The sequence below is a fragment of the Flagellimonas beolgyonensis genome, from assembly GCF_003992615.1.
Taxonomy (GTDB): Bacteria; Bacteroidota; Bacteroidia; order Flavobacteriales; family Flavobacteriaceae; genus Flagellimonas; species Flagellimonas beolgyonensis.
On the sequence record NZ_RZMY01000006.1, the window covers coordinates 406,276 to 421,907 of the forward strand.

General features: G+C 40.6%; 13 protein-coding genes. 5 read left to right on the forward strand and 8 right to left on the reverse strand.

What is annotated here, in order from left to right:
• The first annotated feature begins 1 nt into the window (after position 1).
• The 3 genes from EO131_RS05495 to EO131_RS05505 all read left to right on the forward strand — a co-directional run bounded on the left by EO131_RS05495 (position 2) and on the right by EO131_RS05505 (position 2,555).
• Positions 2–658: a hypothetical protein gene (locus EO131_RS05495; RefSeq protein ID WP_127019702.1), complete on the forward strand. Its 657-nt coding sequence runs from the start codon at positions 2–4 to the stop codon at positions 656–658.
• 44 nt (positions 659–702) lie between these two features.
• Positions 703–2,001 carry an alpha/beta hydrolase gene (locus EO131_RS05500; protein ID WP_127019704.1) on the forward strand — a complete coding sequence of 433 codons (1,299 nt, stop codon included), beginning with the start codon at positions 703–705 and terminating at the stop codon, positions 1,999–2,001.
• A gap of 161 nt (positions 2,002–2,162) precedes the next feature.
• Positions 2,163–2,555, forward strand: a complete 393-nt coding sequence (locus tag EO131_RS05505) for a GNAT family N-acetyltransferase (RefSeq protein ID WP_164731618.1) — start codon at positions 2,163–2,165, stop codon at positions 2,553–2,555.
• A 43-nt stretch (positions 2,556–2,598) separates the two neighbouring features.
• Here EO131_RS05505 and EO131_RS05510 read toward each other — a convergent pair whose 3' ends face one another.
• The 8 genes from EO131_RS05510 to EO131_RS05545 all read right to left on the reverse strand — a co-directional run bounded on the left by EO131_RS05510 (position 2,599) and on the right by EO131_RS05545 (position 9,973).
• Entirely contained in the window at positions 2,599–3,132 is a 534-nt protein-coding gene (locus tag EO131_RS05510) for a TetR/AcrR family transcriptional regulator (RefSeq protein ID WP_127019708.1), read from the reverse strand.
• Between the two features lie 6 nt (positions 3,133–3,138).
• Entirely contained in the window at positions 3,139–3,999 is an 861-nt protein-coding gene (locus tag EO131_RS05515) for an alpha/beta fold hydrolase (protein ID WP_127019710.1), read from the reverse strand.
• Positions 4,000–4,370: 371 nt separating this feature from the next.
• Entirely contained in the window at positions 4,371–5,183 is an 813-nt protein-coding gene (locus tag EO131_RS05520) for an alpha/beta fold hydrolase (protein WP_127019712.1), read from the reverse strand.
• 134 nt (positions 5,184–5,317) lie between these two features.
• On the reverse strand, positions 5,318–6,304 hold the full coding sequence (locus EO131_RS05525) for a cyclase family protein (RefSeq protein ID WP_127019714.1): 987 nt from the start codon (positions 6,302–6,304) through the stop codon (positions 5,318–5,320).
• A 72-nt stretch (positions 6,305–6,376) separates the two neighbouring features.
• Positions 6,377–6,958 carry a Crp/Fnr family transcriptional regulator gene (locus EO131_RS05530; protein ID WP_127019716.1) on the reverse strand — a complete coding sequence of 194 codons (582 nt, stop codon included), beginning with the start codon at positions 6,956–6,958 and terminating at the stop codon, positions 6,377–6,379.
• Positions 6,959–7,225: 267 nt separating this feature from the next.
• Complete coding sequence (locus EO131_RS05535) at positions 7,226–8,386, reverse strand: helix-turn-helix domain-containing protein (protein WP_164731619.1); 1,161 nt, start codon at positions 8,384–8,386, stop codon at positions 7,226–7,228.
• 306 nt (positions 8,387–8,692) lie between these two features.
• Positions 8,693–9,289, reverse strand: coding sequence for a YceI family protein (locus EO131_RS05540; protein WP_127019720.1), 597 nt, complete (start codon positions 9,287–9,289; stop codon positions 8,693–8,695).
• Positions 9,290–9,373: 84 nt separating this feature from the next.
• On the reverse strand, positions 9,374–9,973 hold the full coding sequence (locus tag EO131_RS05545; protein ID WP_127019722.1) for a Crp/Fnr family transcriptional regulator: 600 nt from the start codon (positions 9,971–9,973) through the stop codon (positions 9,374–9,376).
• A gap of 611 nt (positions 9,974–10,584) precedes the next feature.
• On the opposite strand from EO131_RS05545, the gene EO131_RS05550 reads away from it, so the two are divergent.
• Entirely contained in the window at positions 10,585–13,785 is a 3,201-nt protein-coding gene (locus EO131_RS05550) for a SusC/RagA family TonB-linked outer membrane protein (RefSeq protein ID WP_127019724.1), read from the forward strand.
• A gap of 9 nt (positions 13,786–13,794) precedes the next feature.
• Positions 13,795–15,381, forward strand: coding sequence for a SusD/RagB family nutrient-binding outer membrane lipoprotein (locus EO131_RS05555; protein ID WP_127019726.1), 1,587 nt, complete (start codon positions 13,795–13,797; stop codon positions 15,379–15,381).
• Positions 15,382–15,632: the final 251 nt, after the last annotated feature.

Here is a 15,632-nt window from a genome sequence, read left to right on the forward strand (position 1 = left end):
TATGGAAATGACAACCTTAAAATTGGCATGGAGTATTTATCAAAAGGATATTTACGAACACGATACGGTACCAAAGGACAAGTTATTTAATCTGATACACGGGAAGTCAAAATCGGAAATTTCCAAAATCAAGAACGGTCTCATAATCAAGTTTTCAGTTGGGGCACTCTCCCTTTGTGCCTCAATCATTCTGTTGCTCATTGCTATATACAATCCAGTTAACAATCCCCTGCATCCCATTTTTTCCATTCAAGAATCCATCATTCTTTTTGGGCTACTAGTACTATTGATCTTGGCCATGCTCTATTTCAATGTTCTGGCATTTTCAAGAATTGCAGCTTTAGAGCAATCTTCGGAAAGTTTGGCGCAAAATCTTAAAACGTTTATTGCTGCAATGAACAAAGCACTCCGGTTCAACCTGCTCTCTGATACGCTGGCAACGCCTTTAATCGGCACATGGGTTTATTATGGTTTTGCTTTTAGGAATTACGATTTAGGGATAAATATGAAAACCATATCATTGTTTTTTCTGCCGATAGGAATTGGTATGGTGTCCTATTTTATAAACAAGCTGATTCATCGTCTGAAATTTGGACCCTATTTGGACCGATTGAACCAATATGCGGAGACCTTAAAAAAAAATAGTCCAAAAGTGTAATTCTTGACTACCAAAACAAACTTACTGGGTAAAACCAATAAATAATGGAAAAAAATAAAACAAGTAAATGGTTAAAAGGAATTGGTGCCGTATTGATTTTGGCCGGAATCGGGAGTTTACCCCTGGACAACGGAACATGGCTCCATGATATGTTGCAAATTGGCTTTGTGGTGGGGTGTATCCTTTATCTTTCCGATTCCAAACCTAAAAAATCGAAACTATTTCTCGGACTTGGAATGCTTTTGGTCGTATTTTTCATCGCATCCAATATAAACGCACAAGACTACAAGCCTCAGGTACGGGCTTTTGAGAACAGTTTTCACCAAAAAAGTCTTACTTCAGTACAACCTTTTTTAAGTGATTCGTTGCGTTTTGCCCCGCTTCCACCCAAAAACACCCTGCCCATCCTGACCAATATAGTAACCAAGCTGCCAAAACTCAATAGTTTGGAAATCATTGCATCCGAAAAAGGAAAAACTAAATTGAGGTATGATTTTGAACAATTGGGCGTAAGTGAATCCAATATCCATTTAGATGCGGACGGCAAAATTTGGAAAATTGATTTTGTGGACAACTTGGTCAAACAACAACTGGAACAGCAAAAAAAGATGCAATCCAGCGTAAAGGTACCGGACCCTGGCAAGGTTACTTTTTCCTATAATAAGGAGACGGTCACCTTTAAGGCCAATGATGGACTAATGGTTACTGGCAATCTTTATCACATCGGATCTGAAAAGCCAGTGATTCTGTTATGCCACCAAGCAGGTTACAACAAATTTGAATATGCGGATATTGCCCCACGCCTCAACAAAATGGGATATAATGCAATGGCATTGGACCAACGATCGGGCGGAAGCTTTGCAGGTAAAATGAATGAGACACATGAATTGGCAAAGAATGAAAATAAGACCAAGGTAGGCTTTACCGATGCCCTTCAGGATATTGAAGCGGCAATCGATTATCTTTCCAAAAAGTACGGGCAGAAAATCATTCTTTGGGGCAGTTCCTATTCAGCTGGGCTGGTCCTTCATATTGCTTCCCATAACAACAAGGTAAAGGGAGTGATAGCCTTCAGTCCTGGAGATTATTTTGGCGATAAATTGCCTTCATTGAGAACTGTTTTTCCTAAAATTAAACAGCCTTTTTTGGTTACCTCATCGAAAGAGGAGTCCACAGACTTGAAAGAATTGTTGGAAAAAAGTCAAACGAACGATGATCAAATGCAATACATACCGGAATCTGAGGGTTTTCATGGATCTAGGGCCGTTTGGATCGGTCAAAAAGGGGCCGATGAATATTGGAATGCTCTATCTAACTTCCTCGGAAAATTGAACGAAATTTGATGGTGTTACGTGGCATTCGTCATCAATTTTTCCAAGTGATTTTTAGTAATGCCAATTCCTATCCAACGACCTAGGGTTAATGATTATTTTGAACGACCTGTTCCATGCCAATCCGATTTAGAACCAGTAAACCTGCGGATTATACGAATATCTGTAAACTTATGATACAGCTATATTCGGAAGACCCAGGACCCAAGGCCATGAGCATGCAAAAGGCCATGGCCACCCTTATGCACCTTTCCCAAAAACCCGATCTGGGCAAAGTGGTTGTGATGGAAGAAGGTATCGAAATTATCGGGTATGCGATATTGGTCAACTTTTGGAGCAATGAATATGGTGGTGTTGTGATACATATTGACGAGCTTTACGTAACTGAACCCTATCGTTCTAAAGGAATAGGGACAGGGTTTGTTCAATATGTTATCGCAACAAAAATGGAAGAAGTGGTCTGCTTACAACTTGAAGTTACCCCGGACAACCAAAGGGCCAAAAAACTATATCAAAGATTGGGGTTTAAAAAGAAAAGTAATTTGGCCTATGAATTGGAACTTTAAAACCGATGGTGGGCAGATCGGTCATCAGCCTCCCCAATGTGTTTTATCGTTCCAATAATTTTTGGGCATATTTTTTTAACCGATATATAGGATCTTGACTTCTGTACAGCTTACTTTCAATAATGGCATTTTCAAATAGCGAATATATAACATAAGCCAACTCCTTATCATTAAGTTCGTATTCGAAAAAAAGCAGCAGCCCACTCTTATGGCTTTGGATCAGGTCGTAGATCTGCTTCTTTTCGGGACTTGTTTCGGACAGCATATTTAGAAAACTACAACCCTTGAAATCATCCGCTAAATTACGATCGATCAAAAAGTCAAATGCAGCCAAGACCTTGTTCGTTTTGTTCTTCAAAAATTCATAAAAAGCTTCGTTCCAAATGCGGTTGCGTTGTTCCAAGTAGGCGACGCATAATTCTTCCTTGGACTTAAAATGATAGTATAAACTGGCCTTTGCAATTTTGGCCTCATTTATGATCTGATTGATACCCGTTTCGTTGAATCCTTGTTCCTGGAACAATCTATCCGCCGTCAAAAGTATCCTATCCCTAACTTCCTGTTTTTGATGTGCCATAACTAGTTACAATTTGGCCATAAATGAACGTATTTTCTCGATAATGGCTTCCCCTTCTTCCTCAAGGGCAAAATGCCCGGTATCATACACATTGTAATCAACATCTCTTAAGTCTTTGGTATAGGCCTTCGCCCCGGATTCTGGAAAAAATTCATCATTCTTTCCCCACACAATTAACATTGGGGGTTGATACTTTCTAAGGTATTCTTGCCACTGGGGATACAGTTTTACATTATTTTGGTAATCATAAAACAAATCCAGATTCATTTCATGTGCACCTGGACGAGACAGTCTTAAAAAATCCAGTTGCCATGTATCGGGGTTGATGTTTTCCGGGTTTCTGGTGCCGTGGGTATATTGCCATTTTAAGCCTTCCAAGGAAAACGCAGCCAAAAGGGCCGCCCTATTTTCTGGGCTGTTTTTGGCCCAGAGTTTTCGAATACCTTGCCAAGCCTTGCCCAATCCAACTTCGTAGGCATTTCCGTTCTGATTGATGATACCCTTTACCTTTCCCGGATCAGCCGTGACAATCCTAAATCCTATGGGCGCGCCATAGTCTTGGATCATCAACACGTACTCTTGCAAATCAAAGCATTTGACAAACTTACCCATGATTGTTGCTATATTGTCGAAAGTATACAAGAAGGTATCCTGTGAGGGAAAATCACTTTCCCCAAATCCTGGATAATCAGGAGCAATCAAATAGAAGTCATCCGCAAGTTCATCTAGCAGCTTTCGATACATGTGGGACGAGGTTGGAAAACCATGCAAGAGAATAATGGCTGGATTTTTAGGGTTCCCTGCCTCTCGGTAAAAAATATTGATTCCATTGATTCTTTTCTTTTTGTACTTGGTTGGTTCGCCCATATTTACGGTTTTATTATTGTTGGTATATGCACTTTGGCCTTGCCATGACACCATTAGGCCAATGGTTAGAAAAAATATGTTATTAAGTATTAATCGTCTTAGCATCTGTTTAGAATTTTAATTGATTAGATCTGTGAGTCACAAATTTTTGGGCTGTATTGGACTATTATTATGCCCCCAGATTCCAGATGGCCATTTCGCTAAATCATCAAGCACCAGAATCTTGGTCCAAAGAAAATTGATCTTATTTATTCAGACAAGTCTGTATGTATTATTTAACTTTTATTTGTGTTTTTGAATGAACATTAAAAAAAGGGGGGGGCAAAGACAATTTGTAGACAGTAGTCTTCTTAGGAAGAAAGGCGATATCTTTACTTCCCTGCCAAGAATGCCAAGGATTTTTCAACAAAATCAGATTTGTTTTCTCCGGTATGGGCACTATGCCCCACATGGGGCAATATCCATATATCACATTGGGGAAGGTATGCTTTGAGTCTTGCCACTTCTTGTAAATCCACTCCCGGATCGTTATCACCCGATACGATCAACACCCGTGCCCGAATGTGTTGCAGTTGTTCATCGGTAAGATAGACGGTATAGTTTTGGAACTGTTCCAAAACCAATTTCACTTGTTCCTCATTGGATTGGGAATCCACCAGCCAAGGGAATTTATCCCTATTCGCATAGGTAAAAGTCTTTTTGAGTTCCGGAAAATCATTAATATCCCAAGACCCTGTGGAACCAACGCTGACCATCGAATCGACCATTTTCGGATTGATCAAGGCCAATTGGAAAAGTATATCGGCGCCAAAGCTAAATCCAATGGCCTTAACGTTGGATAGTCCTAATTGAACCAACACTTGGTTTACATCTGCGGCCATATCTCGGAAGGACAAATCTTCCATAAACCTACTCGACTTCCCATGTCCCGGCAAATCAATCAGGTACACCCTATAGTCCTTTTCAAAACTGGCTACATAAGATTTCCACGATTGGGAAGACAGACCATAGCCATGCAAAAACACCAAGGGCTCCCCCGATCCATAGGTCTCGTAATAAATGCTTTTGCCATTAACATTTATTGAACCGGAATTCAATGGCTCCTGCGCATGTACAAACGAATTGACCAAAATAAAAAACAATATAATTACCGATCTTTTCCTTGTTAAATGGACCGTGGACATACAATTTCCATTTTAAAGATACCCATACTTGTTTAAGTCGGCAGCGCAAAAGAATACTAACAAGAATAAAAGGAGTGAAGATCGATTGCCCCTTGAACAATGGATCTTCACTACCATGACTAAATTTACATATGTCATTCGGCCCTTCTATTGAAAGGCAATGCGATTGGCCTCATTGGTGAACCACTTGCACCTCGCAATTTTATGGAAGATGCTACAAATGCAAATTCATAAATGCCGTCCAAAGCAATTTCCTCCAAGTTCAATTGTTCCATGAACATAACCCCTTTTTCGGCAAGTAAGTAACAATGTACAGGCACCCAGTTCCCTGGTTGAACCGAAGGGAAAGCTTCAAGACCTAAATTATCCGCTCCCAAGATCATGATATGTTGATCCTCTACCAACCATTTTACGGCATCAAGGCTAACTCCCGGATACTGATCTAAATATTTCTTCGCATCATTGTAATGGGAGGCTTGACCGGTACGAATCAAAACCACATCCCCTTTTTTCAAGGTCACTTTTTGTTTTTTTAGAGCCCCCTTTAGATCTTCCTTGCTTATCCTATAGTTTTTATCCAACACCGACTTGTTCTTATACCCGGCCACATCGATCAATACGCCCCGTGCAATAATAGGTGGTATGGTTTCGGCTCCGGCCTTTTTCCAACCCTTGTCTCCCAAATATTGCTCTGCGGAGAAACCGTTATAAATTTGGCCGTTGAGCCCGAAATGGTTCAAGGCATCAATGTGTGTGCCAGAATGGGTCAGCATGGAAATGGCATCCGATGTATAACTCACCTTTTTATTCATGGCATCTCCTTGATAATTGGGATTGTCCACCAAGGTGCCATGGGGTGTATGGGTATTCCAAAATTGATACTCAGGGTCGCCCAAATAATTGAAACCAGGCATTCCAACAAAGTATTCCACCCCCAAATCATAGGTTTTTCCCGTACCAACAGATTTTAATGCTTGCAACTTGGATGCATCTGTCATCATGTTCAAAGTCCCAATCTGGTCATTGCTCCCCCACGGACTCTTCCCAACTTTTTCTTGTCCCACGGACAAATTGGCGGATAAAGCCGCGATTGCTGTAAAAGTCAAAATTTTTCTTCTCATGATTTATATTTTCGATTTGAACGGCAAATTTTGCTCCGCCAAAACCGAAAAAAAAGAAGATATCTTAAAAAACTAATTTGACCTTCGAATGTAGCTGAGGAACTCTTTGGTCATACCCAAATAAGAAGCGATCATGTATTGCGGTACACGTTGCTCCAAATTCTTGAAACGTTTACGAAATTCTTCATAACGTTCCTTGGCCCCCATACTTAAATTTAGGTGGTGACGCTCCTGTAATTCACTGTGTGCATTTTGAAACTTTATTCTAAAGAAACGTTCCAATGGAGGTATCTCATCAAATAACCTTTCCAATTTATCCTTATGGATCTGGAGCACCACAGATGGTTCTATTGCTTGTATAAACTGTTCGGATGGTTTTTCCCCGATATATCCTTGAAGGTCACTGACACAAGTACCTTTGATACCGAACTGCATGATTACCTCACGATCACTCACAAGCCTGTAAACCCTAACACATCCTTCAACCACAAAGTAAAGGGAATCTGCCTTGGAACCCGGTTGAAGCAAATATTCCTTTTTTTTGAGAAAATTTACCTTAAATGCTTTCCTGATCCGAAGAAGTTGTTCTGTAGAAAAATCGGTATAGTCAGTGAGTACTTTCTGAACAGGAGAAAAAAGATCCGATGGTACCATGATACATTGTTTTTAAACCTTCAATTCTGCTTGGGGGCCGGTAAATAAAGACGCTATGCTATCAGCAGTGATTTTACAGCCATTTTAAAAATGTAAACTGCAGATATCAATAGGCAAACCAATATTTCAATATGGTTATTTCATTAGTGTTGTGAGCTCTCATTTTGCCTTAAAACACAATTTTATGCCCATTGCCCTACTTTAATTATTCGATTGTGGCACCTAAAGTAGTGAGAAATGAATTACTGGGAGAAAATAGAACCTTTTTCAACAAATCTCCTCCTTTTCAAGAACCATTTCCAAATAGACTTTTGGGGTTACCCCTTTCCTTTTTTTGAATGCCTTGTAAAATGATACCTTATTATTGAAACCCGAGTCGTAAACAAGGTCGATGATTTTTAGTTTTGAAGGGCCTGGATTCCGATTGGCCTGTTGTTTCATCACTTTTGTGGCATAAGTTATCCGATGATCATTGATAAGTTCATAAAAACTTTTGCCAAATTTCTGGTTGATCACCTGTGACACAGCATACCGATTTGTATCCACCAGTTCGGAAACCTTCTCCAACGAAATTGAATGATCCAAGAACACCTGTTCTCTCTTCAATAAGTCCAACAAATTTGCACCTATAACATTGACCATATCCTGAGTCAATGGGGAGTGCTTATATTTTGTTTCTTCTTTGGTATCACCGGAATAAGAATCTTGATTGCCAAATGGATATTGATGTATGAAAATAATTAGAAAGACACATCCCATAACCAATAAAACCAAAACATAGATCAATAACTGATTCATATTTCCACTATCGACCAAAAGTGACCTTGCCGACAAAATAATGGTAATGCAAACCATAAAAAAGGAAAGCCCACCCAAGGATATCGATTGCAAAAAGTCCAATCCTTTTTTGCCTCTTAATATGGTTCTACCGGTAAACAGCACATAGAGAAATGTATAAATCCCCTTTAATTCCAAACTGTTCACCAAGTCAAATAAAAGAATCCTTCCACTTTCATTTTGGGTATGGTAATTACCAAAAAATATAATTCCGAGAAACAGCACTATAAAAGGTGTGTAATGGAAGTAGTGTATAAAGGTCCTGTTAGACAGTTTACCCAGTGCACTCTGAACATACAAGTAATAACTTGGAGCCCAAATAAAAAATAGCACCTTGGAAAACAACACCATGGGATGATAATCCAACGGAGTTGTCCATAATAAGTAAATCTCGAAAAGTGAAACAGACAATCCCAATAGAAAAAAACCAAGAAAACCAATGGGCCGTTTATACCCTTTATCCTTGATCAATAGATAAAAGGAATACAAAACACCTAACAATCCAGTACATCCAATGATCAAGTTATTAATAGAAAACCGGATAGCCATGTTGGTCCCAAGATCTAATACATCTTGATTTGCAATCACCATGAAACAGTTCATTTTTATAATTGCTATACTTAGTTAGTGTAAGGTGGAGCATTACCAAGCAAGCGGCCACCACACATCACTTGCGATTACTTATTCTTCCCATGCCCTTTTGGGCAGAAGAATTGAAATTGGAAATTTTAAATCGAAAAAGCTGTAACTTTAGTTTTGTCCAATTAGGACATGAACCGACCAAATTTAGATTTAAGGAAAATGGGGTCCACAATAAAGGGTGACGGCCCGAAGAAATCACGACTTCGAACCGTCAAGGCCACACCATCTATCAAAATTAAAGCTTGACCATTTCCCTTAGCTCTTGATCAACTCCACACGGCATTCGATCCGAACCTCTCTTCCAATGGACAAACCTCCGGCCTCCAATAAGGAATTATACTTCAACCCAAAATCATAGCGATCCAACTCACCCCAAATTTTAAGTCCGGCTCGGGTACCTCCCCACGGATCTTTCACTATGCCCCCAAATTTGGCATTCAAGGTAATCTGTTTGGTAACCCCATGCATTTGAAGTGTACCGATCAATTTATAGGTTTTCTTATCGGATATGTCAAAACCATCCGCACTAAATGTTATTTTGGGAAACTCTTCCACATTAAAAAAATCAGAGCTCCTTAAATGTTCATCTCTTTTGGGATCATGGGTGTCTATGCTGTTTGCCTGTATCACCAAGTCGATCTTGGCATCAGAGAAGTCCTGTTTATTTGCAACAACCTGCAGTGTATAGTCTTTAAATGCCCCTACCGTTTCAGAAACCACCAAATGGTCAATAGAGAATCCTATGGTGGAATGTGATGGATCAACTTTCCAAACCGTGTTTTGACCAAATCCAATTGCTGCTACCTGTAGCATGAGGAACAGTCCCCATCCTTTAAGTGCGTTTTTTTTCATCTTTAGTAATTTTTTTATAATTCGCTAAAGACAAAATTGTTCCAAACTGCTTAATGGAAAAACAACCTAGTTTAAAAAATAAGATTAATCTAGATTAACATGGTGTACGTGTTCATTTCTGAGTTCGCTTCTGATTTTACTAAGAAACTCTTTGGTAATACCAAGGTAGGAAGCGATCATATATTGGGGCACCAACTGTTCAATTTCAGGATATTTGGCCAAGAATTCCAAATATCTTTCACGTGCGGTCTTAGAGAAATTGGCAATGACCCTTTTTTCTGAAGCAACAAATGCCTTTTGAACAATCAATCTGAAAAAACGTTCCAACTGGGGAATTTTTTGGTACAACAGTTCCAGCCCTTCATGTGTAAACTGGATCACTTCGGTATCATCAAGACATTGTACATGGTACGATGCAGGTGTCCTTGTTGTAAAACTGCCCATATCCCCTGTCCACCAATTCCGTATGGCAAACATTACCACATGTTCATTGCCATACTTGTCCAAATAAAATGTGCGCGTACACCCATTCAAAACAAAGTTTTCATAATTGCACACATCACCCTGCTGTACAATATATTGACCCTTTAAATAGGTACGCTTGGAAGTGTGGGACAACAAAAGCCATTTATCTTCCAAAGACAATTCCACGTACTGTTCAATGTATCTATATAGTTGTTCCATAGTTCTTTTTTTGGTTCCCTGCTTCAAGAAACGAATAAAGGAATAGTGTTCAAATCTGTGTTGAGCATCCTTTTTTATAGGATGGTTTTCGCTAAAATATTAGTAGGTATTTTCGTGGACAACTTTCAAATTGAGGATGGAAATTGTTCTACAGACAATGGTTGACCAAACGACAAAACCCAAGAAGACACACCTTGACAGCTCATTATTTGTCGCGTACTTTCCAACATCTATGGTAAATCAAAATCATAAAAAAACGTGAACAAACCACCCTTACGCACATTATGATCCAAACGGGCCCGACACAAAAGTGAACACACAATCAAATGAATATCAGCACGTAAGAAGACTCAGTTTATTTAAGGAGCAATACTAAAATTTTTCAAAGTAAAGGTTAATTTTTATCAGACATCGTTTGCTTAGACAAACATTTACTCTAAAATAATTCCGCACTCCTACTTTGCGTCCCAATCTTGGAAAAGGGTCATTAAATTATAACTGTACTACTTTTTTTAATTAGCACTAAAAATTTCTCGTTTTGAACTAGTACTAACAACATTTTACAATGGCCCTTGCCAAGTTCACTTTAATACAAATTAAAACGAACTACTTTGAAAAAAACGCTATTTATTTTGATTTTCGGGCTTTGGGCTTCATTGAATGCCCAGCAAAAGACCGTTTCAGGGGTGGTAACGGACGAATTCGGCGTGCCACTTCCCGGTGTTAATGTTATTGTACAGGGAACCCAAAGTGGAACCCAAACCGATTTTGATGGAAACTATCAAATAACCGCCCAGGAGGGCCAAGTACTAATGTTTTCCTATTTGGGATTAAAGAATGTCCTAAGAACAATTGGTGCTCCCAACCGAATCGATGTTCAAATGTTCGAGGATGCACAGGCTTTGGATGAGATTGTGGTCACCGCCCTTGGTATTTCTCGGGAGAAAAAATCCCTCGGGTATGCCACGCAGGTGGTTGGTGGGGACGATGTTTCCCAAAGTAGGCAGTCCAATGCCCTTAGTGCCCTAAGCGGCCGCGTTGCTGGAGCCCAGATTACGACACCTAGTGGAAATTTGGGAGGATCCACCCGCATATTGTTGAGAGGTGCTGGATCGATAACCCAAAATAACAAGCCCCTCATTGTGGTTGATGGGCTTCCCTTGGATAACAGTAACTACAACACCACGGCAACACAAACCGGAAGTGGAGGTTATGACTTTGGCGATACCGGTTTCGATATCAATCCGGACGACATTGAGAGCATGAACATCTTGAAAGGAGGTGCCGCCGCTGCATTGTATGGCGCACGGGCCAACAATGGAGCCATTATCATCACCACAAAGTCTGGAAAAAACGGAAAATCCGAGATTGTGATCAATTCCGGTGTCAGCTTTGATGATGTAAACATTTTCCCAAAAGTGCAGAAACTGTACGGAGGGGGTGCCGGAAACCCAAATACAATAGGTCAGTCCGATTTCAGACAAGCAACCATAAACGGTGTCACGTATGATATTGTGGACTATGCCACCGATGAAAGCTGGGGACCCCGTTTCGATCCCAATCGTTTGGTGTTGCATTGGGATGCCTTTGACCCGGAATTTGCCGATGATTATTTGACCCCTAGACCATGGGTTTATCCCAAAGCGGACAAAGAAGATTTTTTCAATACCGGTGTAAGCGTCAACAATGGTGTAGCCTTCTCTTATGGAAACGAGAAAGCAAAAACCCGATTTTCAGTGAACAACACTCAGTCAAAAGGTATTGTTCCCAATAGTGAACTGGACAAAACTACTTTGAACTTTAACGGTTCCATCAAACCTTCGGAAAAACTGGAAATCAGTTCCAGTGCCAATTTTACCGTTACCGATGGTTTTAACAGGCCAGCTGTGGGTTATTCATCCAATAGTGTAGCACTTCAATTTTTACAATTTGGTCAAACCCAACTGGATGTGGACCGATTAAAGAATTATGTCCTCTCCGATGGTACCCAACGAACTTGGAACCGAACAGCCTATGATAATCCCACTCCTCGTTTTACCGATAACCCTTATTGGGTATTGAACAATAATATTGCCAAGGACCGCAGAACCCGATTTTATGGAAACATTGGGTTAAAATACAACCTTAGGGATGATTTGTACTTCACAGCAAAGGTTTATGGGGATTCTTACGACTCCCGCATAAGTACACAAATAGCCGAAGGTTCGCAATCCCAGTCTGGCTACGGGGAAGCCAATCGTGATTTTTTGGAATTGAACTATGAATTCATTTTAAATTACAGCAATACCTTTTTTGGCAACAAGCTTTCTTTGGATACTTTTATTGGTGCCAACAGAAGGGATAACCGGTTCAATAGTCTCTTAGGTAATACCAATGGGGGCTTGGCCGTTCCCAACATCTATAATCTGGAAAATTCCAACGGAAATGCCACCATACAGGATTACGATGAGCGCAAACGGGTCAACTCAGTTTTTGGTTCGGTATCGTTCGGCTATAATAGCTTTGCCTATTTAACGGTTACCGGTAGAAATGATTGGTCCTCTACCCTGCCAGAGGATAACAACTCCTACTTTTATCCATCAATAAATGGTAGTATCGTATTTTCCCAATTACTAAATCTGGATTGGCTGTCCCTTGGTAAAATCCGTGGAGGTTATGCCCAAGTAGGAAGTGACGCGGATCCTTATCAACTGGCAAATGTATACTCAAGCCGTCAGCCATTCTTGGGCACCATTCGTTACAGCCAACCTGACAGCAATCTGAATCCGAATTTGAAACCTGAGGAAAAAACCACATGGGAAGTCGGATTGGAAATGGCACTGTTGAACAACCGCATTTCTTTCGATTTCACTTATTATAACGAAACTACGGAGGATTTGATCACCCCGGTCCAAGTGGATGCCAGTACCGGATACCGCTCCACCGTTTCCAATGCGGGAAAACTTGAGAATAAGGGTATTGAAGCACTGGTAAACATCACTCCTATCCAATCGGATAATTTTGATTGGAATTTTACTTGGAACTTTTCGAGGAACAGAAACAAGCTATTGGAATTGCTGCCCGGGGTGGAAACCCTTCAACTTGCATCACTGCCATTTCAGGGGATAACACTAAATGCCGTTGTGGGTGAACCTTATGGCGTTCTTCGGGGAACGGATTTTATTTACGATGACAATGGTAGAAGGGTTGTCGGGAGCAACGGCCGATACCTACAAACCAATACCGTCCAAAATCTTGGATCTATCTTGCCTGATTATAACATGGGCTTCAGAAACTCATTTCGCTACAAGAATTTTGATCTAAGTGTTCTGATCGATGTCCAAAAAGGTGGTAAATATCGTTCGTTGACCAACGTATTTGGCCATTATTCTGGTATCTTGGAAGATACAGCGGCCAACAATATACGAGAAGAAGGAATTGTTATTGATGCTGTTCAAGGAGATGTGGTCTTTAATGATGATGGTTCCTATACCGTATCAAATACCTCTGAGAACACCCAGGTTATATCCGCACAACAATGGGGGCAAGATCATTTTTTTGGACCTGCAGCACAAAACGTATTTGATGCCGACTATTTTAAACTTCGTGAGGTAACCTTGGGCTATACATTGCCAAAAAAATGGACTGAACCAATTGGAGCGAATTCGTTAAGATTAACCGCATTTGGAAGAAACCTATTCATCTGGGGGTTGGACAATGACAATTTTGATCCAGAGGTAGCCTCAGGTGGAAGTGGAAACATTCAAGGAACCGAAGGGGGATCATTGCCATCCACTAGAACCTATGGTCTGAACTTACAACTTAAATTTTAAACAACTATAATGAAAAATATCATTAAAACCCATATTCTAATGGGAATGACATTTGTTGCGATGCTCATATCCTCTTGCGACAATGATTCCCTGGACGAGATCAACATCAATCCCAACGATCCGGAGATTGTGCCTACCAACACTATTTTCAACAGTGCAACCAAAGAGTTCATGGATTTTAGCCGAAGTGCCTTTAATTCCGGTCGTTTAACTTTAAATTGGGTGGAATATTGGGGACAAAACAGTTATGCCGATGAGGACAGATACCTTTATCGGGAAACTTCTTCTGAATCCATTTACACCAATAGTTATAGGGTTGCTACCGACCTTAAAAGCATCATCGAATTAAACCTTGACGAGGAAACAAGGGAATTGGCAGCAGCAGTCGGTGATAATGACAACCAAATTGCCGCCGCACGGATCATGTTGTCCTATTTATTTCATCAACTGACCAATACCTTTGGAGATGTGCCCTATTACTCTTTTGGTTCGGATGATGAGGATTTTCAAGCCCTTCAAATCGACAATGTCCTATCCCCTGTTTTGGCAGACCAAGAAAAGATTTATAGGGATATCCTGAATGAACTACGACAAGCGGCGGATATGTTGGACGAATCCAAACCAGTATTCACTTCTGGGGACAATATTTACAATGGCGATGCCTCCAAATGGAAGAAATTTGCCAACTCATTGATCTTAAGGGTTGCCACGTACCTCATGGAAGTAGACCCATCCACCGCGTCCAGTGCCATTGATACTGCTTTGGCGGATGGCGTCTTTACTTCCAATGATGACAATGCCGTTCAACAGTACGAGACAGCCGATGTAAATGCAGCTCCTTGGTGGAATGCCTTTATTGGTAGAACGGATTTTGCTGTAGCTGCACCATTTATTGATATTTTGAAAGGAAACGCTGGGACTTTCCCTATGGATCCTAGGCTGTTTGAAATGGCCGCGCCTATTGGAGCATCCATTGAAAGTATACAGGAAAATTCTTATGGTCGAAGTGAAAACCCGGATGATTATATTGGAGTACCTTATGCTTATCAAAATGTAAACTCCCTTCCATTCACCACTTATTCGTTTGCCAGCAGCAAGGTCATTCGACCCGATTTCGGTGAAGTTTTAATGGAATATGCGGAGGTTGCCTTCCTAATCTCCGAATACCAAGGCTTTTCACAGGAAGCATACGAAGCCGGTGTACGGGCATCAATGGAAAAATGGGGGGCACCGCAAAATCTTGTTGACAACTATATGGCGAACCTACCGCCCGCATCGGAAGCCAATGTGCTCACCCAAAAATACATAGCGCTATATATGCAGTCCCACCAAGCATGGGCCGAATACAGAAGAACCGGTTTCCCCGATTTTCTGTTTTTACCGAACCAGACCTATACCTTGCCGAGTATCCAAGCTGGATTTGCAGGAGAAAGTAGCTATACGTTCATTGCTGGGGTCGACATTGATGATCTACCCAAAAGATTGAGGTACCCAGTGTCCCTTCAAACCTTGAACAGTGCCAATAGAGCCGCGGCTGTTTCAAAATTGAGCAATGGCGATACCTTGGACAGTCCATTGTTCTGGGATTTGGATTGATACGTTTTCAAAAACTAAATAACCATGTTTTGCAAAGGCCGATGGGGAGCAATTTCCATCGGCCTTTCTATTCGGCATCCATACTGACCAATTACAGGAACTCAACTTCAATAATGCCCAGGAAACTGTTCAAAAATCCCTAAAATAAAATGAATATTGGTGGATGAATATGGTGGACTTTCTTTACCTAATTGATGCCATTTCATGTAAGTTTTTACCGTTTTCCTGACTTATTGTATGTGATGCAACCA